The 22,747-nt window shown below is 69.6% G+C and carries 25 protein-coding genes; 13 read left to right on the top strand and 12 right to left on the bottom strand.

The genetic code is table 11. The annotated features are described in order from the left end of the window. Positions 1-5 precede the first annotated feature (5 nt). Positions 6-2,132, bottom strand: coding sequence for a PQQ-dependent sugar dehydrogenase (locus tag AB0B91_RS16810; RefSeq protein ID WP_358319655.1), 2,127 nt, complete (start codon positions 2,130-2,132; stop codon positions 6-8). A 226-nt stretch (positions 2,133-2,358) separates the two neighbouring features. Here AB0B91_RS16810 and AB0B91_RS16815 point away from each other — a divergent pair, with 226 nt between their 5' ends. The 4 genes from AB0B91_RS16815 (at position 2,359) to AB0B91_RS16830 (ending at position 5,451) form a co-directional block, all read left to right on the top strand. Beyond that, positions 2,359-2,739, top strand: a complete 381-nt coding sequence (locus AB0B91_RS16815) for a hypothetical protein (protein ID WP_358319657.1) — start codon at positions 2,359-2,361, stop codon at positions 2,737-2,739. Then, the gene (locus AB0B91_RS16820) at positions 2,736-3,200 is read left to right on the top strand and encodes a hypothetical protein (protein WP_358319660.1); all 465 of its coding nucleotides are present in this window, start codon (positions 2,736-2,738) and stop codon (positions 3,198-3,200) included. Before AB0B91_RS16815 ends, AB0B91_RS16820 begins: the two co-directional genes overlap by 4 nt. Positions 3,201-3,262: 62 nt before the next feature. Continuing rightward, on the top strand, positions 3,263-4,774 hold the full coding sequence (locus tag AB0B91_RS16825) for a ricin-type beta-trefoil lectin domain protein (RefSeq protein ID WP_358319663.1): 1,512 nt from the start codon (positions 3,263-3,265) through the stop codon (positions 4,772-4,774). A 56-nt stretch (positions 4,775-4,830) separates the two neighbouring features. After that, positions 4,831-5,451, top strand: a complete 621-nt coding sequence (locus AB0B91_RS16830) for a YoaK family protein (RefSeq protein WP_358319666.1) — start codon at positions 4,831-4,833, stop codon at positions 5,449-5,451. 43 nt (positions 5,452-5,494) lie between these two features. Here the strand turns inward: AB0B91_RS16830 and AB0B91_RS16835 are convergent, their stop codons facing one another. After that, positions 5,495-5,773: a DUF1905 domain-containing protein gene (locus AB0B91_RS16835; protein WP_358319669.1), complete on the bottom strand. Its 279-nt coding sequence runs from the start codon at positions 5,771-5,773 to the stop codon at positions 5,495-5,497. A gap of 36 nt (positions 5,774-5,809) precedes the next feature. Beyond that, positions 5,810-6,625 carry an alpha/beta hydrolase gene (locus tag AB0B91_RS16840; protein ID WP_358319672.1) on the bottom strand — a complete coding sequence of 272 codons (816 nt, stop codon included), beginning with the start codon at positions 6,623-6,625 and terminating at the stop codon, positions 5,810-5,812. A 55-nt stretch (positions 6,626-6,680) separates the two neighbouring features. Here AB0B91_RS16840 and AB0B91_RS16845 point away from each other — a divergent pair, with 55 nt between their 5' ends. Beyond that, positions 6,681-7,709: a sigma-70 family RNA polymerase sigma factor gene (locus AB0B91_RS16845; RefSeq protein WP_358319675.1), complete on the top strand. Its 1,029-nt coding sequence runs from the start codon at positions 6,681-6,683 to the stop codon at positions 7,707-7,709. Between the two features lie 69 nt (positions 7,710-7,778). Further along, positions 7,779-9,716 (top strand): glycosyltransferase family 39 protein, encoded by a 1,938-nt coding sequence (locus AB0B91_RS16850; protein WP_358319678.1) that lies wholly within the window; start codon positions 7,779-7,781, stop codon positions 9,714-9,716. A gap of 51 nt (positions 9,717-9,767) precedes the next feature. Here AB0B91_RS16850 and AB0B91_RS16855 read toward each other — a convergent pair whose 3' ends face one another. Next, positions 9,768-9,968 carry a hypothetical protein gene (locus AB0B91_RS16855; protein ID WP_358319681.1) on the bottom strand — a complete coding sequence of 67 codons (201 nt, stop codon included), beginning with the start codon at positions 9,966-9,968 and terminating at the stop codon, positions 9,768-9,770. 155 nt (positions 9,969-10,123) lie between these two features. Here AB0B91_RS16855 and AB0B91_RS16860 point away from each other — a divergent pair, with 155 nt between their 5' ends. The 4 genes from AB0B91_RS16860 (at position 10,124) to AB0B91_RS16875 (ending at position 14,035) form a co-directional block, all read left to right on the top strand. Then, complete coding sequence (locus AB0B91_RS16860; RefSeq protein WP_358319684.1) at positions 10,124-11,401, top strand: sensor domain-containing protein; 1,278 nt, start codon at positions 10,124-10,126, stop codon at positions 11,399-11,401. After that, a complete protein-coding gene (locus AB0B91_RS16865) occupies positions 11,389-12,048 on the top strand; it encodes a response regulator transcription factor (RefSeq protein ID WP_358319687.1) in 660 nt (219 codons plus the stop codon). The genes AB0B91_RS16860 and AB0B91_RS16865 overlap by 13 nt, the downstream gene beginning before the upstream one ends. A gap of 192 nt (positions 12,049-12,240) precedes the next feature. Then, complete coding sequence (locus AB0B91_RS16870; RefSeq protein ID WP_358319690.1) at positions 12,241-13,545, top strand: protein kinase; 1,305 nt, start codon at positions 12,241-12,243, stop codon at positions 13,543-13,545. Between the two features lie 64 nt (positions 13,546-13,609). Continuing rightward, complete coding sequence (locus tag AB0B91_RS16875; RefSeq protein WP_358319693.1) at positions 13,610-14,035, top strand: STAS domain-containing protein; 426 nt, start codon at positions 13,610-13,612, stop codon at positions 14,033-14,035. A 123-nt stretch (positions 14,036-14,158) separates the two neighbouring features. Here the strand turns inward: AB0B91_RS16875 and AB0B91_RS16880 are convergent, their stop codons facing one another. The 5 genes from AB0B91_RS16880 to AB0B91_RS16900 all read right to left on the bottom strand — a co-directional run bounded on the left by AB0B91_RS16880 (position 14,159) and on the right by AB0B91_RS16900 (position 17,141). Continuing rightward, positions 14,159-14,434 carry a hypothetical protein gene (locus AB0B91_RS16880; RefSeq protein WP_358319695.1) on the bottom strand — a complete coding sequence of 92 codons (276 nt, stop codon included), beginning with the start codon at positions 14,432-14,434 and terminating at the stop codon, positions 14,159-14,161. 55 nt (positions 14,435-14,489) lie between these two features. Beyond that, positions 14,490-14,774, bottom strand: coding sequence for a GlsB/YeaQ/YmgE family stress response membrane protein (locus tag AB0B91_RS16885; RefSeq protein WP_358319697.1), 285 nt, complete (start codon positions 14,772-14,774; stop codon positions 14,490-14,492). Positions 14,775-14,971: 197 nt separating this feature from the next. After that, entirely contained in the window at positions 14,972-15,922 is a 951-nt protein-coding gene (locus AB0B91_RS16890; RefSeq protein WP_358319700.1) for a LysR substrate-binding domain-containing protein, read from the bottom strand. Between the two features lie 86 nt (positions 15,923-16,008). Next, positions 16,009-16,206 (bottom strand): hypothetical protein, encoded by a 198-nt coding sequence (locus AB0B91_RS16895; RefSeq protein ID WP_358319703.1) that lies wholly within the window; start codon positions 16,204-16,206, stop codon positions 16,009-16,011. A gap of 68 nt (positions 16,207-16,274) precedes the next feature. Further along, the gene (locus AB0B91_RS16900) at positions 16,275-17,141 is read right to left on the bottom strand and encodes a YihY/virulence factor BrkB family protein (RefSeq protein WP_358319706.1); all 867 of its coding nucleotides are present in this window, start codon (positions 17,139-17,141) and stop codon (positions 16,275-16,277) included. Positions 17,142-17,309: 168 nt separating this feature from the next. On the opposite strand from AB0B91_RS16900, the gene AB0B91_RS16905 reads away from it, so the two are divergent. Continuing rightward, a complete protein-coding gene (locus tag AB0B91_RS16905) occupies positions 17,310-18,476 on the top strand; it encodes an AI-2E family transporter (protein WP_358319709.1) in 1,167 nt (388 codons plus the stop codon). On the opposite strand, the gene AB0B91_RS16910 is transcribed toward AB0B91_RS16905, so the two are convergent. From AB0B91_RS16910 to AB0B91_RS16920, 3 genes are all read right to left on the bottom strand, one after another. Next, positions 18,473-19,141, bottom strand: coding sequence for an alpha/beta fold hydrolase (locus AB0B91_RS16910; RefSeq protein ID WP_358319711.1), 669 nt, complete (start codon positions 19,139-19,141; stop codon positions 18,473-18,475). The two genes, AB0B91_RS16905 and AB0B91_RS16910, sit on opposite strands and share 4 nt — an antisense overlap. A 130-nt stretch (positions 19,142-19,271) precedes the next feature. Next, the gene (locus AB0B91_RS16915) at positions 19,272-19,937 is read right to left on the bottom strand and encodes a M15 family metallopeptidase (RefSeq protein WP_358319714.1); all 666 of its coding nucleotides are present in this window, start codon (positions 19,935-19,937) and stop codon (positions 19,272-19,274) included. 120 nt (positions 19,938-20,057) lie between these two features. After that, positions 20,058-21,980, bottom strand: a complete 1,923-nt coding sequence (locus tag AB0B91_RS16920; RefSeq protein WP_358319717.1) for a beta-galactosidase — start codon at positions 21,978-21,980, stop codon at positions 20,058-20,060. 69 nt (positions 21,981-22,049) lie between these two features. On the opposite strand from AB0B91_RS16920, the gene AB0B91_RS16925 reads away from it, so the two are divergent. Both AB0B91_RS16925 and AB0B91_RS16930 read left to right on the top strand, forming a co-directional pair. Next, positions 22,050-22,448, top strand: a complete 399-nt coding sequence (locus AB0B91_RS16925) for a YbaB/EbfC family nucleoid-associated protein (RefSeq protein ID WP_358319720.1) — start codon at positions 22,050-22,052, stop codon at positions 22,446-22,448. Continuing rightward, on the top strand, positions 22,445-22,747 hold the full coding sequence (locus AB0B91_RS16930; RefSeq protein WP_358319723.1) for a hypothetical protein: 303 nt from the start codon (positions 22,445-22,447) through the stop codon (positions 22,745-22,747). Before AB0B91_RS16925 ends, AB0B91_RS16930 begins: the two co-directional genes overlap by 4 nt.

Genomic DNA, 22,747 nt, shown 5'->3' on the forward strand with positions numbered 1-22,747 from the left:
ATCTCCTAACGTGTGGGCTGGAGTACGACCTGGTCGCTGCCGGTCAGCGGGGGCAGGTCGGCACCGCCGGGGTCGGTGTAGCCGGCGACGAAGACGCCGGTGAGGTGGTCGGTCTCGGGGTCGTGCCCGCTCGGCTCGGTGGTCTGGATGGAGCCCGTGCAGCCGCGCGCCGTGGTCTGCGGATGGCCGTGGTCGTCGTGGCCGAGGATGTAGTCCACGGTCACGTTGGCGCAGTCCACCGGCTGGTCGTCGGTGATCCGCACCTCGAACTCGACGACGTCGCCGAAGTGGAACGCCTGACCCTCGGCGGGCCGGATCAGCTCCACGACCGGCGCGGCGTTGCCGACCACGATCCGCACCGACGTCGCCGCGGACATGCCGGCGTTGTCAGTGACCTTGAGCGTGGCGTTGTAGAGGCCGTTCGCCTGGTACGTGTACGACCCCTCGGGGCTGCGGGAGTCGACCGTGCCGTCGGCGTTGAAGTCCCAGGCGTAGCGGAGCCGGTCACCGTCGGGGTCGGTCGTACCGGCGCTGGTGAAGCGGACGGTGAGCGGCGCGTGGCCGCTGGTCACCGACGCCGCGGCGGCCGGGATGGGAGTGTGGTTGCCGGTGTAGCCGATGTAGTCGTAGCGCGCGAGCTGGGCGTCCGGGTTCTCCTGGAAGTAGCCGTCGCCGTACTCCAGCACGTAGAGCGCGCCGTCCGGACCGAACTCCATGTCCATCGGGTTGTCGAAGACGAACGACGGCAGCACGTCCTCGATCCGTCCGTCACGGTGGAACGCCTTGACGTAGTCACGGGTCCACTCGTAGAAGAGCGGGACGCCGTCGAAGTACTTCGGCCACGCCACCGGAGCGCGCCCGTGCGTGGTGCGCGGGTCGAAGTGGTACGCCGGGCCGGCCATCGGGCCGATGCCGCCGGTGCCCAGCGCCGGGAACTCCGCCGATGGCCCGTAGGAGTACCACACGTCCGGCTGCGCCACCGGCGGCAGCTTGCGCAGGCCGGTGTTGTGCGGCGACGCGTTGACGGGTGCGGCGCAGTCGAACTTCGCGCCTGACGCGCCGGTCGCGAAGTCGTAGTCCACGTATGGGAGTCGCGCCGTCGCGCAGTAGGGCCAGCCGTAGTTGCCGGCCTTGCGGATCAGCGCCCATTTGCCGGTCCCCGCCGGACCGCGCAGGGGATCGGCCTCTCGCGCGTCGGGCGAGTAGTCGCCGACGTAGAGGTCCCCGGTGGACCGGTTGACCTCGATGCGGAAGGGATTGCGCAGGCCCATCGCGTAGATCTCCGGCCGGGTGCCCGCTGTGCCGGACGGGAACAGGTTGCCGCGGGGGATCGTGTAGGAGCCGTCCGGGCGCACCTTGATGCGAAGGACCTTGCCGCGCAGGTCGTTGGTGTTGCCGGCGCTGCGTTGGGCGTCGAAGGCGGGGTTCCGGTCGGGGCGCTCATCGAGCGGGGCGTAGCCGTCGGAGGAGAACGGGTTCGTGTCGTCGCCGGTCGACAGGTAGAGGTTGCCGGCGGCGTCGAAGACGATGTCCCCGCCGACGTGGCAGCAGATGCCGCGATCCACCGGCACGTCGAGCACGCGCTGCTCGGTGCGGAGATCGATGGTGGCGCCGGTGAAGCGGAACCGGGACAGCCGGATCAGCCCCTTGAAGGGCGCGAAGTCCGCCGGTGTGCCGGTGAACGGGGCGTCGCCCTCGTTGACGTCCGGCGTCGCCGGGTCGTCGATCGGGGTGTCGAGCGGCGGGGAGTAGTAGAGGTAGACCCAGTCGTCCGCCTTGGAGCCCTTGCCGAAGCCGGGGCTGAGGGCGATGCTCTGCAGCCCCTCCTCGTCGTGCCGGTAGACGTCGAGCCGGGCGGCCTGCGTGTTGAGGCCGGTCTTCGGATCATGCAACCAGACGACACCGGTCCGGGTGGTGTGCAGGACCCTCGAATCCGGTAACACCGCCAAGTCCATCGGCTCGCCCGGATTGTCGTTCAGTGTCACCTTCTGGAACTGGTCGTCGGGCGGCGGAGCCACAGCGGCGGCGCTCCCAGTGGCGCTCCCAGTGGCGCTCCCGGTGGCGTTCGCGACGGCGGCCGGCATGAGGATCGCCGCAGCGGTCAGGGCGGCGATTGCGGTTCTCGTTCTCATGCCTCTCCCTTCGGTCGACTCGGGGGACAAGAGAGGGCAAAGTAACGTGAATGTAACCCGACTTACGCCGATTGAGGAGGATCTAATCGCTCACGATCATTAAGCTTTCGTCTTTTTTCGTACTAAGCATCGTTTCTCACCTGATCTTCATGATTCATCGAGATCCATCTGAGACGGCTCGGACAACGTTGAGGCCACTGAGAACCCCTCGTACCGGATGGCCCGCATGAAACCAAGCAAGATCAGGATCGCCCTGGCGGTGATCGCCACGGCGGTCTCCCTGACCGCCTGCACCTCGACGACGGACCAGACCGCCTCCGCCGGCGTGAGCACGTCCAGCGCGAGCGCGTCCGCCCCGGCGGGGACGGCTTCGGCGGGGACAGCTTCGGCGGGGAAGGTTTCGGCGAACACCGCCGACGAGGCCCAGATCACCGCCGCGCTCGGATCCGCCGGAGTGACCAACCCCGAGCGGTGGGCCAGAGAGGTCATGGAATACCGGCCCTACGCCGCCGACGACAACGACCTCACGTCGCTGCGGCAGAACCTGGCCAAGTACAACCCCGGCCAGGACACGGTTGACAAGATCGTCTCGGCGCTGACGCCATGACGGTGCGCAGAGGGCTCCTGGCCCTGGTTCTCATCAGCATCATGGGCGCCGCCGCGGAGCTCGCCGCCGAACGCCACTGGCAGACCTTGGAGCAGTTACTCCCTTGGGGAGCGCTGGCCGTGCTCACGCTCGCGCTGGCGATGCTCGCCGTCGGCCGGCCTCAGGGAGCGGCGACCACGGTGCGGGTGCTCGCGCTGGCCGTGCTGCTGGTGGCGGCGTTCGGCGTGTACGCCCACGTGTCCGCCAACTACGACGCGGGCCTGCTCGACCAGCGCTACGCCGACACGTGGGACGCCCTGTCCCCGCTGACCCAATGGTGGTACGCCGTCAGCAAGTCGGTCGGCGCCGCGCCACCCCTGGCGCCCGGCATGCTCGCCCAGAGCGCGCTCCTCCTCTTGCTCGCCACCCTGACCCGCACCCGCACGAACGCCCAAGCACCGGACCCGGTTTCGAACCGGTAGCCGGGACAAGACGCGCGCACGCTCCGTTAGCATGATCTGACACAAAGTGCCGGACGGAGCAGATGCGCAACCCCCCACGCGAACTCGCCCTGGTGATCGGCGCGGTAGCCGTGCTCAGCGCGGTCTTCACCGTGCTGGCCGGGATCTACGTCAACTTCGCCACCGACGGCCAACCCGAACTCAACCCGGCGCACATCGTGCCCGCGATCCTGTTCGCCTGCCTGGCCGCCGTGCTCCCGCCGCTGGGCGGCTTCCTGCAGTCACGCTGGGCCAACCGTACGGCGACGGCCACCGATCCGTTCACCGCGCACGACCTGCCCACGTTCAAGCGGCTGCTCAAGGACCGGCGCAGGGAGGTGAGCACGCCCAAGTTCGCCGAGCTCCAGGCCCGCGCCGCCCGGCGCGGGCTCGCCTTCGACCGGGCCGACCTGGAGAAGGTCACCAGGCAGAGCGCCGCCTGGCTGACCGACACCGAGCACGCCGAGCCGGTCATCCGCGCCTTCCTCCTGGTGCATGACGTGCCGGACGCCGCGACGGACAAGTGGCTCCAGTCCTACCGCAGACTGGCCAATCCCCAGCCTGCCCGGCCCACCCGCCGCACCAGGCTGATCGTCGGCATCGTGGTGTCGGTCGCGCTCACGACCGCGGCCTTCCTGACCTACGTGGTGTACGTCGACACCCACGTCCCCGACTCGCTCAACCGCTCGAACGTGACGATCCTCTCCCTGTACGCGCCCGGCAAGCCCCTGGTCGTCAACACCTCCACCACCGCTCCCCCGCACGCCAGGCCGGGCGGCTCGGCCATCAACACGGTCCTCGGCGAAGCCCAGCGGTGGGACCTCGAACCGGAGAAGCACGACGGCGCCTTCCTCTACCGGATCCGCAACCGTCTGAGCGAGCGCTGCCTGACCCCGGAGGCCCGGCGCATCATCGAGGGGATCTACCTGACCGAGGCGGCCTGCGACGACTCCGACGACCAGCTCTGGCGGCTCACCGGCGACCACGCGATCGCCATCGCCTCCCCCCAGGGAGACCTGTGCGCCGAGCCCAACCAGAGCTCCGCGGAGCCGGGCACCCCGCTGATCCTGCTGCCCTGCGCCGCCGACCGGCCCGGCCAGCGCTGGCTGGTCACCGCCCGTCTGCCGGACCTCGGCAGCTCACTGGCCAGCGCGGAGAACGGCCGGTGCCTGGACGCCACGGGCACCGCGGACCTGATCATCTGGGGCTGCCACGGCGGCGTCAACCAGGCGTTCGGCTACCGACGGAATGCCCAGGGCGAGTACGCGATCACGAGCATGGGTGGCTGCCTGACCGCCGCCGGTCCACCGGATCAGCGACGGCCGGCCCGCGAGTCCTGCTCCGGCTCCACCGGCCAGCTCTGGCGCTTCAGCTACCGCTCGGCGTACAACCGGTGGCACTACTGGGAGGTCCAGCACGTCGCCAGCGGCCTGTGCCTGGAGATGGAGCCTGCCCAGCAGTCGGTGTCACTGCGCCCCTGCACGCGCGCGAACGTCCAGCAGTGGCGCACCCCCGACTGGCTGAACCCCCCGAACACGCCCGCCCACCCTCAGTGAACGCGGAATCAGCGCGCCTCCCCCAGCGGGCCGCGCGTGCGGCCGACCATGGGAGGATGCCGGTCAGCAACCGCCTGCCCGTCCTGAGCCTGGCGCTGGCCTCGGGCGCCATGGACGCCTTCACCTTCCTCGCCCTGGGCCGGGTCTTCACCTCGAACATGACCGGCAACCTGGTCCTGCTCGGCGTGTCAGCCGGTCACGGCCACTTCTCCGAGGCCCTGGGCTCGCTGGTGGCGCTGACCGCGTTCACCTGCGGCCTGGTCGGCACTTTCCGGTTCACCGTCTCGACCACCGGCTGGACCGCCCGTACCAGGCTGGCCCTGGGTGCCGAGCTGGTCCTGCTGATCGCGCTGGCCCTCGCCTGGGCCCTGTCCGGCCCGCGCCTGCCGGTGATCGCGACCGCCGCCCTCGCCATGGGCATCCAGAGCGCGGTGACCGACCGCCTGCACACCTTCATCGGCTCGACGACGTTCATCACCGGCGCGCTGACCAGCTCGATCTCCCGGCACCTCACTCCCGGCACGGGGCCGCCGCACATCCCCGAGCTGGTGGCCGTGCTCCTCGCCCTGTCACTCGGCGCGGCCGCCGCCGCAGTGACTCTGCACCTGCTCCCCGCGGCGGCTCCCGTGATCGCGCTGCTGGGCGCGGCGATGGCCCTGATCTCCAGTACACGCTGACGCGTCTCCAGACACGCACGGACCGCGACCCGGCCGCGCGCGATCAGCTGAGTCGCTGATCCAGGCGGAACGCCACCTCGACGCCCGCTTGGTCCTTACCGATGAGCTCGCACAGTGCCGCCCTGATGGGGAGCCAGTGGGGGCCAGTGCCCGATGGCATGAGGGTGGCGGTGAACGGGTGGCCGTCGATGGTTCCGCCGACCTTCACGGGACGCCTTGTCCCGAAGAGTTCGGCGGAGCCCGGCACGGTCACGAAGGTAGGGAAGGCTCCGTCCTTCTCGATCCGTGCGGTGAAGGTGTGGTCAAGCGGCTGCGCGGGCATCGTCGTCTCCTGAAGTCGTCTGCCGGGGGTCAGCACTCAGTTCTCGCGCAGGACCTCGCGCAGCCGGGGAGCGAACCGGTCGGGGTCGTCGGCGAAGCCGATGTGGCCGCCGGGGAACATCGTCGGCTCGATGCCGAGTGCCGCGGCGAGCGCGGTCGACGTACGGTCGCAGATCTGGCCGGTCGAGTCCTCGCCGATGCCGACCACGACGCGGGTGCGCACTGAACGCAGGGCGGCGAGGTCGGGCTGCCAGCGGACGGTGCCACGCAGCTCGTGGGCGAACCAACGGCGCTCGTCCGCGACCTGCTGCGGATCGCGTTCCCCGCCGAACATCATCTCGATCACCTCCTGCGGCATGGCGATGTTCGCCTGAGCCATGAACTTCGTCCAGGCCCCTACGACATCACCGGCGAGGTAGGTGGCGATCTGGTCTTCGGTCCCGGCGTGGAGTCGCTCGCGGTCCGCCAGCGTTTCGACCAACGGCGGCTCGTGGGCGATGACAGTGTGGACCTGCTCGGGGGAGGCGACGGCCAGGGCCAGGGCGGTGACGGCGCCGCCGCTGGAGCCGAAGACCGCGGCCGGGCCGGCGTCCAGGTGGGTGATGAGCCGGGACAGGTCGTCGGCGCGTAGCCCCGGGGTCGAGTCCTGGCCGGGGTCGTGGAGGGGGCTGCGGTTGATGCCGCGCGGGTCAGTGGTGAGCACGGTGTGGTCGGTGGCCAGGAGTTCGGCCGCCGCGGCGAAGGACCGGGCGTCCATCGGGGCGCCAACGAGCACCAGCAGGGGGCCCTCGCCACGTACCTCGTAGTGCAGGCGCGCGTCGGGGATCTCAAGGGTACGGACGATGTGGTTCATGGTTTTCTCCTTCGGTCGAAGAGGTGACTCCGGCGATGGGGCAGAATCGTCGCTTGTGAGCGAAGTCTTTTCCGCCACGTCGGCGGACCCGGCAGCGGAGGGCGCCGAGGACCTGGTCAGGGCACGCGCGGGGGACGACGCCGCGTTCAACCGGCTCGTGCGGCCGCTGCGCCGGGAGCTGCACGCCCACTGCTACCGCATGCTCGGCTCCACCCATGACGCCGACGACGCCCTGCAGGACGCGCTGTTGCGGGCGTGGCGGGGGCTCGCGCGTTTCGAGGGCCGCGGTTCACTGCGCTCGTGGTTGTACACCGTGGCCACGCGCACCTGTCTGGACATCATCGAGTCCAGGGGCAGGCGGGCCCTGCCGATGGACCTCGGCCCGGCCAGCGACCGCGCCGTGCTCGGCGACGCCCCGCTGACCGACGTCGCCTGGCTGGGCCCCTATCCCGGCACCGGCCCGGGCGAGCGCTACGAGCAGCGCGAGGCCGTCGAGCTGGCCTTCGTCGCCGCCCTGCAACACCTGCCGGGCAACCAGCGCGCGGCGCTGCTGCTCTTCGAGGTCCTCGGGTTCTCCGCCGCCGAGATCGCCACCACGATGAACACCTCGACCACGTCGGTGAACTCCGCCCTGGCCCGCGCCCGCAAGATCGTCGCGGAGAAGGTGCCTTCCCTTGGCCAGCAGCAGACTCTGCGCCAGATCGGCGACGCCCGGGTGCGGGAGATCGTCGCCGGCTACTCCACCGCGCTGGAACGCGGCGACGCCGACGCCCTGGTCGCGCTCCTCACCGAGGACGTCACCTGGTCGATGCCGCCGCTGCCGCACTGGTACCACGGCCTCGAGGCCGTCACCGACTTCGCCGTGCGCGTCCCGCTGACCTCATGCGGAAGCTGGCGGCACCGGCCGGCCACCGCGAACGGCCAGCCGGCCGTGGCCTGCTACCTCCGGAACGACGACGCCGGCGCGCACGTCGCCTGGTCGATCAACGTACTGACCCTGCGTGGCGAGCGCATCGCCGAGATCACCTCGTTCGTCGGCCCCGAGCACTTCACGCCCTTCGGGCTGCCGCCCTCGCTGCCCTGACGTTTCTTCTCACTGAGGCTTAATGGTCGCCTCAGCGCGGTTCAAGGGCCGCCGTCGATCGTAGGCGTCATGAGCACGATGACCGCACAGTTGCTGGAGCGCCCGACCAGTGGTCGTCGCGCCCCGGCCGACCACCGGGGCGACCCGCGGTGGGCACGCCCCGCGATGTGGGGCGCGCTCGCCTTGGCCGCCGTCCTCTACACCTGGGCGCTCGGCCAGAACGGCTACGCCAACGACTACTACTCCGCCGCGATCTACTCCGGCACCCAGAGCTGGAAGGCCTTCTTCTTCGGAGCCCTCGACGCCGGTTCGTACATCACCGTCGACAAGCCGCCACTCGCGCTGTGGGTGATGGGCCTGTCGGCCCGCCTTTTCGGGTTCGGAACGTGGAGCATGCTGCTCCCCCAGGCCGTCGCGGGCGTCGCCGCCGTGGGCCTGGTCCATTCGGCGGTACGACGTACGCTCACCGCCAGGCCGATCGGGGACGGGACGGGGCACCTGGCCCATGTCGCGGCGCTGATCGCGGCCCTGGTGATGACGCTCACGCCGATCACGGTGGCCATCAACCGGGACAACAACCCCGACACCATCCTGGTGCTGCTGCTGGTCGCGGCGGCCTGGTTCTGCCTGGAGGCGATCCGGACCGGCCGCACGCGTACGCTGCTGGTCACGGCGCTGCTGGTCGGCCTGGCGTTCAACACCAAGATGCTCCAGGCGTACCTGGTGCTGCCCGCCTTCGCGGCCGTCTACCTGATGGCGGCACCGGGCCGGCCGCTGCGGCGGATCGGGCGGCTGCTCGCGGCCGGCGCGGTGCTCGTCGTCTCCAGTGGCTGGTGGATGGCGATCGTCGATCTGTGGCCGTCGGGCAGCCGGCCGTACATCGGCGGCAGCGCGGACAACACCGTCTGGGACCTGGTCGTCGGCTACAACGGCCTCGGCCGGATCTTCGGTGCGAGCGCCGGTAGCAGCGGCGGCGGCGCCAACTTCGGTGGCGAGGCCGGGGCCACCCGGCTGTTCAACGACACGATGGCCGGACAGATCTCCTGGCTGATCCCGTTCGCGGCCCTCGCCCTGGCCGTGGGGGTTGCCCTGATCGGCCGTCGGCCGCGGACCGATCCGGTCCGGGCCGCGCTGCTGCTGTGGGGTGGCTGGCTGGCGATCCACTTCGTGGTGTTCAGCTTCTCGGAAGGCGGCTTCCACCCCTACTACGCCACCGCGATGGCGCCCGCGATCGCCGCTCTCACCGGAATCGGCGCGGTGCTGATGTGGCACGCCTTCCGGCGGTCGGCCGCCTGGAGGTGGGCGCTGCCGCTCGGCATCGCCGTCACCGGTGGCTGGTCCTTCGTGGTGCTCCGCCGTACCACCGACTTCGTGTCGTGGCTGCCGTGGGTGGTCGCCGGCGCGACGGCGGTGGCGGTGCTCGGGCTCCTGGCGGTCGCGTTCGGCGCCAAGCGGCTGGCCGCCGTGGCCCTGGTCGCGGGGTTGTTCGGCGGTCTCGCCGGACCGGCCGCGTACGCGGTGACCCCGCTGACCTCGGCCGTCCAGGGCACCAACCCGACCGCGGGCCCGGCCGGCAGCGGCGGGATGGGGAGAATGGGCGGAATGGGCGGCGGACCCGGTGGCACCCAGCAACGTACGGCCGACCAACGTACGGGCCGGCCCGGCGGCGGTGGGCAGGTGAGCACTCAGCTCATCGCGTACCTGAAGGCCAACCAGGGCGACGCCACCTGGCTGGTGGCCGTTGACAGCGCGCAGAGCGCGTCCTCGATCATCCTGTCCAGCGGCAAGGCCGTCATCGCCATGGGCGGCTTCACCGGCAGCGACCCGGCCATGACCGTCGCCAAGCTCAAGGGGTACGTCGCCGACGGCACGCTCAAGTACATCCTGATCACCGACGGCAGAAGCTCTTCGGTGACCGAGTGGGTCAAGGCCAACGGCACCCTGGTGGACGCGTCCTCCTACGGAGGCACCGACAGCAGCGGTCAGGCTCTCTACGAACTCGTCTGACGAGCTGAGAGCGGCCCGGGCGACCCTGATCGCCCGGGCCGTTCTGCACACTCATGGGCGCCGGTGCCGGTAGTGGTCGACGACCAGGCCGGCGGCGCACGCGAGGGTGGCCAGACCGAATCCGATGCCGACAAAGATGTTGATGTTCGAGGTCACGATGTTGAGCACCGCGCTGATCAGGAGCAGGACCCACAGCACGGGACGCAACATCCCGCGCTGGGCGGTCTGGGCCGAACGGGATGACTCGGTCATGGTGTGCTCCTCACTCGACGGGCTGTCACACATCGAAGCTACGAGCGATCACCGCCGACCACGATCCCACCAGCGAGACAGGCGTGGTACAGCAGGCTGTACTCCTTGGCCGACGATCTGTCGACCGCCCGGGTGATGCCTTATTGTCCTGGGCTATGTCCACCCACGACCCCACGGCCGACCGGCGGGCGGCCCGTGGATGGGACGCGTTCGCGTTCGCCCGCGCCCGAGCAGTCCTGGACGCGCTCGAACATATCGTCGGCGGGCTCGGCACCGCGGTCCTGGCGTTCGTCGCGCTCGTGCTGGTGATCGCCACCGCGCTGACCTGCCTCATCGGTGTGGGCCTGCTGCTGGCGCCCGTGACGCTGCGCGTGGTGCGGGTCGTCGCCGACCGGGAACGCGGGCGGCTGTCCCGCTGGGGTCCGGAGGTCGTCGGCCCGGCGCCGATGCCGCACGGGCTGCGCGCCGCCCTCGCCGACTCGGCCGTACGCAGGGAACTGGGCTGGATGGCCGCCCACGGCATTTTCGGCCTGCTCCTCGGTGGGGTGGGTATCTCACTGCCCATCTACGTGGTGCGGGACACCTTCTTCCCGTTGTACTGGTGGCTGTTGCCACCGGAAGAGGCGGCCACGGGGGCCATGGGGATCTGGACCGTGCAGGGCTGGTCCGGCGCCTTCGCCGTCACCTTGCTGGGCCTGGGCTGGATCATCCTCTGCGGGGCGGTCCTCCCGGGCATGGCGCGGCTGCAGGCCTGGCCCGGCCGGCGGCTCCTGGCACCGGTCTCCGGCACCGACCTCGCACTGCGGGTCGTGCAGCTCACCGCGACCCGCGCCGCCGCGCTCGACGCGCACTCCGCCGAGCTGCGGCGCATCGAACGATCGCTGCACGACGGGACGCAGAACCGGATCGTCGCCGTCAACGTCCTGCTCGGCGCGGCGCGCCGGGCGCTGACCCGCGATCCGGCCAGCGCCGAGGCCATTCTCGAACGCGCGCAGGACGCCGCCGAACAGGCGCTCGCCGAGCTTCGCGGGGTCGTCCGCAGCATCCTGCCGCCGGTACTGACCGACCGCAGCCTCGCCGACGCCCTCACCGGCCTGGCCACGGCCTGCCCGGTGCCCTGCCGGATCGACGCCGACCTCCCCGTCCGGTGCGCCTCCTCCGTCGAGGCGACGGCCTACTTCGTGGTGGCCGAGACGCTCACGAACATCGCCAAGCACAGCCAGGCCCGGCACGCCACCGTCACGGCCCGCCTCGATGACGACCGGCTCGACCTACAGATCACCGACGACGGCCAGGGCGGGGCGGACGAACGCAACGGATCAGGGTTCGTCGGCATCCGCCGCCGTACCGAAGCGCACGATGGGACATTCATGCTGAACAGCCCTCCTGGGGGACCCACCACCGTGACCGTGAGCCTGCCATGCGGATCGTGATCGCGGAGGACGACGCGCTCCTGCGCGAAGGGCTCGCGCTCCTGCTGCGCGCGGAGTCGCTCGACGTCGTGGCCACCGCCGGCGACCCCGCCGGCTTCCTGGAGGCCATCGGCGTCCACGAACCGGATGTCGCGATCGTCGACGTACGGATGCCGCCGACCCACACCGACGAGGGGATCGTCGCCGCCGTGGAGGCCAGGCGACGCCAGCCGGACCTGGCCGTGCTCGTGCTGTCCGCCTACGTCGAGCAGGCGTTCGCCACCGAACTGCTCTCCCATGGCAGCTCCCGACTCGGGTACCTGCTGAAGGAGCGGGTCGGGCGGGTCGATGAGTTCCTGAGCGCGCTGCACCGGGTGGCGGACGGCGGTACGGCCATCGATCCGGATGTCGTGGCGCAGCTGCTCGTACGCACCCGGCCCGACACCCGGCTGGACCGCCTGAGCCCTCGGGAGCGTGACGTGCTGGCCCTGATGGCCGAAGGTCTGGGCAACACGGCCATCGCCGAACGGCTCTTCGTCACCGACGGCGCCGTACACAAGCACATCCGCAGCATCTTCGCCAAGCTCGACCTGGCGCCCACCGACCGAGCGGACCGGCGCGTCACCGCCGTCCTGCACTTCCTCGAGGACGCCAACCGCCGAGTCTGACCGGCCAACCGCAGTCTCGCGTCAATACGCTGCGACGACCGTCGTAGCGGCTCCTCATCTGTGATCAGTTATCGCGATGAGCTCTGCTCGGAACGCATGTATCCGTATCCCGGTCGGCGGCATTGACTGACAGTATCTGGCTACCCGTCCTGAGGCGGCATACGTCGGCGTCGATACCGGGCGGAGGCGGCTATGTCGGTCGAGACCATGATGTCGGTGGCGGCGGATGGGCATCGGACGCTCGACGCGTCGTTGGACGCGTCTCTTCTCGCCGGCCGCTACCGGCTGCTCGAACCGCTCGGGCGAGGCGGCATGGGCACGGTCTGGCATGGTCGTGACGAGCTGCTGGCTCGCGAGGTCGCGATCAAGGAAGTGCCCTTGCCCCCCGGGCCCGAACGGACGATCCTGGCCGAGCGTACGCGGCGGGAGGCCCGCGCCACGGCACGCATCAGCCACCCCAATGTCGCGGGCGTGTACGACGTCATCGAAGTGGCCGGACAGCCCTGGATCGTGCTGGAGCTGGTGCGCTCTCGAACCCTTGGTCAAGTGGTCGCCCAGGACGGCCCGCTGTCTTCATGCGCGGTGGCGAAGATCGGGCTGGCCGTGCTCGACGGTCTGTGCGCCGCTCACGCGGCCGGGATTCTGCACCGGGACATCAAGCCGGACAACGTGCTGCTGGCTCAGGACGGTCGTGTGGTCCTGACCGACTTCGGCATCGCCGTGATGGACAGCGAGGCGTCCATTACCCAGGCCGGGATGCTGACCGGCACGATGGCCTATCTCGCTCCCGAACGGGTCACCGGCGATGCCTGCCGGCAGTCGGACCTGTGGTCGCTGGGCGCCACCCTTTTCCTGGCGGTGGAAGGACGGCCTCCTTTCTCCCGTGACACGGCGATTCACACTCTCGCCGCGGTGCTCGCCGACCCGCCTGATCCCTTCGAAAGGGCTGGACCGCTGGCGGTCGTACTCGCCGGGCTGCTCCACAAGAACCCCACCATGCGGCCAGACGCGGTCCGCGTACGCGAGCAGCTCCGGCACGTGGCGGATTTATGGCCGCCGGAGGAGCGGACGGCGACCCCCCTCGTGCGCACCCGAGTGGAAGAGACCTTGCCGTTCGTGCCCGGATTCGCCACGCCGTCGATGAGAGAACCCCAGCTCGGCAGGAGCAAGGCCCGCTGGGCGCTGATGGTCGGCCTGTTCGCGCTGCTCACGGCAGGCGCGGCTTGGTCCGCCGGAATGGCGTATGAATCAGGGGCGCGGCAGTCGTTGACCGTCCCGGTCGGCCCCCTCGCACCTGCCGCCGGCCGCGACGGCCTCTTCGAGGGACGCGACGCCGCGGGCAAGGGCGGCACGATCAAACGCTTCGGGGAACACCTCAACCCCCCGCGGGTCCACTGTGGTCGCCTTGGACAAGCCCGGCGAGCGTGCGAGCTGTCAGTGGTACTTCCCGCGACTCTCAGAGCGTCGGCGGTCGCTGACGGGGATGCACATACGTGATTGACGATGAGTTCATCTGGGATTGGCCATTTCCGTCCCCTCGGAACTACCGGATGATCAATTCATGGCCGGCTGTAGTCCCATCATCGAGTTCGTCGCGTTCAGCAATGGTCGCCTGCGCATAAGGCATGATCTCGATCTGCGGGAGCTGCGGGTCATGGGCGATCTGGACTGCGTCACCTTGCACGTCCTGGTCGGTGCGTTGGCCTCGATCACGGGTGGTGGCGGAGTCTGCGTCGATCTGGCGCACCTGGAGTTCATCGACGTCGGCGCCTTGCGGGTCTTGGTCAACGTCGCCGCTCAGCGGGACGACGGACACGTTCTCACGTTGCGATCCGCGCCGCCGCAGGTGTGCCGCTTGCTCAACCTCACCGGCTGGGGCGAGGCGCCCCGTCTTCGCCTGCAGGCCGCGACGGATCCGCTGGCGGCCGTCCTTTTCCCTCGCCCCGGGCAGAGCGTCGCCCCCACGGAGCTACCCTCGCCCGCCTAAGCGCGGCGAATCGGGCAAGGTCATGGTGGACATCTCTGGCTCCTCGAACTTTCGTTGCCTTCTCCGCACGGCCCCGGTTCGCGCGGAGAAGGCAACGGGTTGAACTCTGGCCCGACGGCCGTCTCAGAGCCGGCGATCGTCCGGGGCCATAAACCCGGGAGGGTCCACCAGGGTCGGCGGCGGACCGTCATCGATGACGTCCTGTCGGCTGCGGACGGTCGACTCGCTCCAGCGTGATCTCGAACGCAGCAGCAGCGGCAGCACCAGCCCGACGGCTCCGCCGAGCATCAGGATGACGCCCGCGATGCGCAGGTCCAGGCCGCCGATCGAGCCGTTCGTCAGCGCGAAGGTGAGGATGGCGCCGACGACGATGACCGCGATGGCACCGGCGACGGGCATCACGCATCGCCCATGCCGTGGCAGGACCATGCGCGCGTGGGCGAGCCGATCAGGGTCATCGGCGGCCGACCCGACGGTGCGGACGCTGCCCAGTGAGCACGTTGTAGGCGAAGAGCAGGACTGCCGCCCCGACGATGGCGCAGACCCAGGTGGACAGGTTGAAGAAGCCCTGCACACCGGCGACGTGGAACACCTGTGTGGCCACGAAGCCGCCCAGCAGTGCCCCTGCGACGCCGAGTACGAAGGTGATGATCAAACCCTGCGGATCCTTGCCGGGGACCAGAGCTCTGGCCACTATTCCGGCTACCAGTCCGAGGATGATCCAGGCGATGATGCCCATGACCGAACTCCTCTTGCAGCGAATCGAGGTCTGCGAGGATCGGCCTTCCGGACCGGTCGAAGCAGGAAGCCGGCCGCCGCGGAATTGCTGGCGCCGACTGTCACACTTGTTCGCTTCGACCCAACACCCAGACGTTCTTAATGGAAACAGCCGATCTCGGATGAGGCCATCACCACAATCGATCACCGTGGCGTGGATCAGGCGGTCTCCTCGTCATCGCCGCGGTCGACAGCTATCGAAGCCCCGGCGATCGGTCGCAGCCACCCGAGCCGCTCGGCGAGTCGTCTGGCGCTGTCGATGACGTCGGCCAGGTGGCGGGAGGGGTTCGCGTCGCGCCACAAGAGTGACCAGGGGTAGTGCGTGACGGGTTCGGCCAGCGGCCGCCACGTGGTGCCCGGCCGGTTGGACGTGCGGGAGGAGGAGGGGATGCAGTGCACACAGCGGTGCTGGAGGACGAGGTCGGCGGCGGCGCGGGTGCTCTCGACCGTGCCCTCGTAGACCGTGGGCGCGAATCCGGCCGACCGGCACAGCTCGATGACGAACTGGTTGAGCTCCGGCGTCTGGCTCTCCTCGCCGAGCAGCAGGAGCTCGTCGGCGAGGGCGGTGACGGGCACGGCGTCGCGGCCGGCGAAGCGGTGGTCATCGGCGACCAGCACGCCGAGCGGATCGAGCCGGATCAGTTCGGCGGCCACGCCGGGCCGGGTCTGGGAGGCACGACCGATGCCGATGTCCAGGCGCCCGTCGGCCAGTTGCCGGTACTGCTCAGGGGTGCCCGCTTCGACCTGGTGGATCGTGAAATCCGGATGGCTGCGCTGGACCTCGCGCAGGATCTGGGGCATGGAGTCGTAGGCGGCGTCGATGATGCCCACGCGAAGCGTCGGCGATGGCGCCACAGCGTTGCGGGCGGCTTGCTTGGCCCTGCTCACGTGGTCGAGGATCTGGCGCGCCTCGACGAGGAAGGCCACACCCGCGGGTGTCAGGTCGACGTGATGGGTGCTGCGGTCCAGCAGCCGCACCCCTAACTCCCGCTCCAGCCGCTGCACCTGCTGGCTCAGCGCGGACTGCACGATGTGCTCCCGGGCCGCCGCCCGGCCGAAATGCAGTTCCTCAGCGAGCGTCACGAAATAGCGCAGTTGGCGCAGCTCCATGGCCGCCACCTCTTCCCAAGCCGGGCGGCGCCGATACCGACCATCGTCCTACCACTGTAGAACGTCTTGGGAATCGTCAGCAGGCGTCACTTGCTGGGCTGGGGGGTCTGACAAGCGATCTTCGGGTTCATGCCGAGATAGTTGAGGGGACCCGCCAGAATCGTCACGGCGATCGTGGCCACCTGGTTGCAGTCATCGATCGGTTTCGTGTAGTAGTCGCGCTGGGCCGCCGCGAAGGCGCCGACGACCAGCCAAAGGATCACCACTATCGATCCTAAGCGCATAGGTTCTCCTTCCCTCTTCCTGACCGTGGCCTCCCCTCTCCCCTCAAATGGGGCAAGGAAACGGAGTCCTAAGCAGCCAGGTCCTTGACCCGTCCTGTGGTGCTGGTGGCCGCCAGAGCGACGGCGAACAGGATGAGCTGATTGAGGATCTTGAGAAACACCAGCATCCCCACGGCGCCGGCGACGACCTGGTAGGCGGGGTTGGCCGCCGTCAGGTTGAGGTAGACCTGCCCGAGGGTCTTGAGCACCTCCAGGCCGATCACGATGACGAGCGCGGGGCCGATCACCCTGCGCAGCGGCAGGTGCAGCCGTGGCGGAGCGGTCAGCAACGCCATGGCCAGCAGGGTGTTGACCCCGAGACCGATGACGAACGCGGCCGCGGACAGCACCCACTGGGCCGAGATGGCGTCCGTGCCCACGGTGTGCACGGCCAGCCAGCTCAGCAGCCACTCAGCGGCGAAGGCGACGCCGACCGACAGCAGGAGCAGCAGCCCGAGCCCGGCCACCACGCCCAGGTCGATGAGCTGACGCAGGAGGAAGTGTCCCGGATACTGCTCCAGCCGCCAGATCGCCCTGCTGGCCGAGCGCAAGGTGTCCATCCAGAACAAGCCCGTCAACGGCAGCGCGACGAACGCCACCAACCCGGCCGTCCCGCGCGCGTCGATCAACGCCTGGACGTTCAGCCGCGGAAGGTTCTCGCTCAGGTAGTGCTGCACCGCGAGCAGCACCGGCGGATAGTCCAGGAAACGACCGAGAATCGCGAACCCCAGCAGCGCCAACGCGAAGGTGGCGAAGAAGGAGTAGTACGTGAGCGCGGCCGACAACCGGCCGGCGTCCGTCTTGTCGTAGCGGATCACGGCCCGGACCAGATGATCCAGCCAGCCATGACGGCTTCTCGCCCGCTGCCAGGCCGCCGCCAGCCGCTGTCGTGTCACTTGAGGTTGTTCACCGTACCGTTTCGTGCTGGTCGCGGGTGGAACCGCCGGAAATCTTCACTCTGCCCCCGCGAACGCGAGGTCAACGCGTGTCTCATTGTCTCGGCCGCACCTTACTGGGCAGGTGTGAGCCGTGCCTATCAGGGCCGGAGATGAGAGTCTGAAGGTGTGAAGCCGGATCAAGAGCCCCTCTGGGGGCTGGTGCCGCCCACGCTGGCCAAGATGGCCGCGTGGAGCGCCTGCTTGATCTTCATCGGGGTCGTGGCCAACTACGTGTTCGGCATCGTGGCGACGATGCGCATCGTCGCCCTGCCGGTCGCGGTCGCGCTGCTGCTGACCGCGCTGCTGTTCCCCCTCACCAGGCGGCTGCGCGCGGCGGGGCTGCGGGCGATCTACGCCACGTGGGTCACCATGCTGGTCGCGTTCGCCGTACTGGGCGGGACCGGCTGGATCATCGGGGTACGCGCCAACGAGGAGTTCCCCGGCCTGGTGAAGCAGGTCCAGCAGACCGCCAAGACGGTGGAGGGCTGGCTCTACACCGGCCCGCTGCATCTGCAGCCGTACCAGCTCAGCAAATGGGTCGATGACATCGCCAACCTGGTCACCGCGCAGCAGCGGCAGATCACCACGACGGTGCTCGCCGGCACCGTCGTGCTGCTCGAAGTGCTGGCCTCGATCGTCCTGCTGCTCTTCGTGACGTTCTTCCTGCTCAAGGATGGCGAAGGGATCTGGGCCTGGTTCCTCAAGGCGTTCGGCACGGTCGCGCCACGAGTCGATCGAGCCGGGCGGACCGCCTGGGTCACGCTCTCGCACTACGTCCAGGGCACCGTGGCCGTGGCGGCGGTGCACGGCGTGCTCATGGGCATCGTGCTGGCGGTCATGGGCGTCCCGCTGTGGGCGGCGCTCGCCGTGCTGATCTTCCTGGCCAGTTTCATCCCGATCGTCGGTATCTTCTTCGCCGGAGCCGTCGCGACGCTGGTGACACTCGGTGCGAAGGGCCCGATCTACGCGCTGATCTTCCTCGGCATCCTGCTCGTCGAGCAGCAGTTGGAGAACCACGTGCTCCAGCCGCTGATCGTCGGCCGGGTGCTGCACTTCCACCCGCTGGCGATCATCATCGTGCTCGCCGTCGGCGGCATCCTGGCCGGGATCGCGGGCGCGGTCGTGGCCGTGCCGATCGCCGCGATCCTGTATCGGTCGGTGCCCGAGCTCTTCCGGGACGCTCCACCCGAGCTCCCCCGTGGTCCGGATGCGGCACCACCGGCGCACCCGGACAAACCCACACAGGCGGCCGGGCCCTTGGCTCCCACCAGCAGGAAGTCCGGGCCGGCTTAGTCCGTGGCCAGGAGGATCTTCAGCAGTTCCTCGGGCGCGTCCCGCATCACGTTGTGCTTGGACGCGAGGGCGTGCACTCGCCACGAGGGATCGTTGAGCACCTGCTCATAGGTGGCCTTGAACGGCGATTCCCCTTCCGACAGGGTCGCGTACACGTACTCCTTGCGCCGGAACCGGTCGAGGTCGCCACGCAGGCGGATCGATTGGAGGAGGGACGCCAGCGGGTGCGGCGTGGCTCGCGGATCGAAGAACGGCAGCGGTGGCGTCGTGTAGCCGTTCGTGCCGGCGTCGCTGAGATACCACTCGCGCGTGCCGCCCGGGGCCAGGGTCCAGCAGGATTCCCCGTCCCGGGGCACGAAGGCGTCGACGTAGACCAGGCCCTCGACGCGTTCGGGGGCGCGGTCGGCCGCGCCGGTGATCACCATTCCGGCATAGCTGTGCCCGACCAGCACGGCGTCGGTGACCTGCTCGTCCTCCAGGAGATTCACCACGTCATCGACATGCGTGTCGAGGTTGACCGAGGCGTTGAGCAGGTGCTTCCTGGCCCCCAGTCCGGTCAGCGTGATCGGGTAGGCCTCGTGGCCGTGCTGCCGGAGCCGACGCGCCAGCGGTTCGAAGCACCACGCGCCGTGGCAGGCGCCGGGAACAAGCACGAAGGTCGTCATGTCTCCACCCTGCGACAGGACGAGCCAGAAGTCCAAGAGATGATCCGTCTGCTTACCAGCACGATTGATTATGGAGGCCGAGGCCGCCGTCGCCCCGCAGCGAGCGACGGCGGCCTCGGCCTGCCCCCGGTCAAGATCGGGGAAGCGGCCAGGTGAGCTGGGCGTGTACGGCCGCGGGAGCACCGGTGGCCAGGGCCCAGTAGCGGTCGCCGTACGACCAGTGCCACCACTCCGTTGGATAGTTCACGAAACCGGCCTCGGACATGGCGTCACCGAGGATGTCCCGGTTGGTGGTGGCCTGGTGGGAGATGTTGGTCGCCGCCGTGTAGCAGGCGTCGTCGCTCTCCTCCGGGCCGGCGTTCACCTCCGTGCCCATGTCCAGCTCCGTGCCGTCCTGGGTGCACAGGGTGAGGTCCACCGCCGCGCCGCAGACGTGCGGGCCGATGTGCGGCGGGGCCAGGGAGCGGCTGGCCTGCACGTAGACGTGCTCCCGCGGCCAGTCCGGGTTGGCCTCGCTCAGCGTGGCCGCGTACCGCCGGAAGTACCGCTCCTGCAGCTTCGGCGGCCGGTACGCCTCCACGATGAGCAGGCGCAGCCCCGGGGGGAGCAGGCTCTGGGCGTGCAGGAGGCGTTCGACGTGACCCTGGCGGATGTGCGCGTACGCGCCCTCCGGATCGGCCATGCGCCCGTCCAGCCGCAGCTCGGGTACGGTGCGAAGGTCGACCAGCGGCTCTCCTCGATCCTCGACGGGCATCTCGCTGACCCGCGGGTCGGACATGAGGACGATGTCCAACACGGCTGTTCTCCTTGCGTTGGTCGGGCAGGCAAGGAGAACGTTCGTCGAGAGCTCTACAAATCCACTCCAAAACGCATCAACCCCGGGAATGTCCCAGCTCTCCGCGCGTCGGAACCCGTGTCACGCCCCGGTTTCGGCCACCACGACGACGTCATGAGGAGCCAGCTCCACCCCGGCGGCGCTCACAGAACGGTCACCGTGGTTGAGCAAGAACAGATGCTTCCCGCGCCGTACGGCCTCCACCTCGTCGGGCAACCCCGGCAGAACAGACGCGACCGCCGCCAGCCGCAGGGTGTCGCGGACGAGCTCGCGCATGGTCCGCTCGTCGGGGCGCGTGCCGAGGTAGGTGGCGGTGCCCAGGCCGAAGGCGTTCCTGGTGATCGCCGGCGACCCGGAAAGCGGGCCGTCGGTGTAAGCGGCCAGGATGTCGGCGCCCTCCGGCACGACGTGGTCGGCCCACAGGTCGGCGCTCCCGCCCGAGGTCAGATCCACGCTCTCGCCCTCGCTGAGCGGCCAGAACTCCGCCACCCGCAGCCCGAGCAGCTCCCGGAAGGCGCCCGGGTACCCACCCAGCCGGACGCGGTCGCACTCGTCGACGATCCCGCTGAAGAACGACATCAGCAGGTGCCCGCCGCCCTCGACGTAGCCGCAGAGGTTGGCCGCGGCCGCGTCGGTGCACAGGTAGAGGTTCGGCACGACGACCAGCTTGTACGACGACAGGTCCGCCTCGGGGGTCACCACGTCCACCGTGACGTTCTCCCGCCAGAGCGGCGCGTAGTGGGCGCGTACCCGCTCGGGGATCTTCAGCTCGCCCGGCCTGGCGTCCAGCTCCAGCGCCCACCAGTTGGCGTAGTCGTGCACGATCGCCACGTCGGCCCGCACCCGCGAGCCCGCGACGCCGGACAGCTCCGCCAGCTCGGCGCCCAGCCCGGCCACCTCACGGAAGATCCGGTTGTCCGCGCCGCCGTGCGAGACGATCGCCGAGTGGAACTTCTCCGCGCCGCCCGCCGAGGCCCGCCACTGGAAGTACATGACCGCGTCGGCGCCGCGCGCGACCGCCTGGTGGCTCCACAACCGGTTGAGTCCGTCCCGCTTCGGCCGGTTCGGCGGGCGATAGCTGATCGCGCTGGTCGCGGTCTCCATCATCAGGTACGGCCGACCGCCGCCCAGCGAGCGCATCTGGTCGTGGAAGAAGGCCGCGTCGATGTGCGCGCCGGGGTCCTTCGGCTCGGGGTAGATGTCGAGCGCCACGACGTCGAAGTCGGCCGCCCAGGAGGCGTAGTCGGCGACCGGCTCCCACATGCCCATGATGTTCGTGGTGATCGGCACGTCGGGGGTCAGTTCCCGGAGCACCGCCCGCTCGGCCCGGTAGCAGGCCAGCAGCGCGTCGGAGCTGAAGCGGCGGAAGTCGAGTTCCTGCGCGGGGTTACGCAGCGTCGGGGTCGTGCGGGGCGGCAGCACGTCGGCCCAGTCGGTGAACCGCTGGCTCCAGAACGTGGTGGACCAGGCGGCGTTGAGCGCGTCGAGGTCGCCGTAGCGCTCACGCAGCCAGGTCCGGAACTCCTCGGCTGAGACGTCGCAGTAGCACTCCTGGATGTGGCAGCCGTACTCGTTGCCGACGTGCCAGATGGCCAGCGCGGGGTGCCGGCCGTACCTCTTGGCCAGCTGTACGGCCAGGTCCGCGGCCGCCTCGCGGTAGACGGGCGAGCTGGGGCAGTAGTGCTGGCGGGAGCCGGGCGACAGGCGCACGCCGTCGCGCGTGACCGGCAGCGTCTCGGGGTGCAGGCGCGACAGCCAGGCGGGCGGTGACGCGGTGCCGGTGGCCAGGCTGACCTCGATGCCCGCGTCGCCGAGCAGGTCCATGACCTCGTCCAGCCAGGCGAAGTCGTGGACCCCCGGCTCGGGCTCGACGAGGGCCCAGGAGAAGACGCCGAGCGTGACGATGGTGACCCCCGCCTCGCGCATGAGACGGACGTCCTCGCGCCACACTTCCGGCGACCACTGCTCGGGGTTGTAGTCGGCGCCGAAATGCACTCGCTTCACGTGCCACTCCTGTTAAACATCGTTACATATGGGAACATGGTGAATCTTGGTAGCAAAGGGGTGCGGTTGATGCACGATGACCTGCAGGCAGCCATCGAGGATCTGGTGGCGGAGTTCGGCAGGCAAGTCCGCCAGGTCCGGGAGACACACGCCCAGCTCCGGGAAGTAACGGCCACGGTATCTGACGGCAATGTGACCGTGACGGCGGGTCCGCAGGGCAGGATCGACGAGATCACCTTCCACCCCCGCGTCTACAGCAGGCTCTCGCCGTCAGAGCTGGCCCAGGCTGTTCTCGATCAGGTCGCCAAGGCCAACACGCAGGTCGCCGAGGAGTCGCGGGTGCTGATGGCGCCGCTCGTACCCGAGGGGATGGCGGCGGAGCAACTGTTCGGCGGCGAGTTCGACCTCGACGGGCTGCTGCCGGAGACGCCCTTCCGGACACCGGCCAAGCGCCGGGAGGCTCGATGAACGAGTGGGCGCAGGGGTTCGACGTCGCCTGGAACCACATGCGCCGGGCGGGCACGGGCTGGTGCGCCCCCGCCGACACCATGCGTGGCGCGCACGGGCTCGTGCGGTCCGTGCTCGACAGCGCCCCGTGGGGCCAGGACCAGTACGGCCGGCAGTTCGCCGCCGGCTTCGTCGGCACGCTCGAAGACCTCCTCCAGGGCTGCGGCCAGGGCGCGAACTGCATCGACGATCTGGAGGAGCAGGTCGACCTGGCAGCCCGCAACTACGAGCGGGCCAACCACCTGTACCCGCAGGTCTGA

The organism is Nonomuraea sp. NPDC049141 (genome assembly GCF_040648415.1).
Lineage (GTDB): Bacteria > Actinomycetota > Actinomycetes > Streptosporangiales > Streptosporangiaceae > Nonomuraea.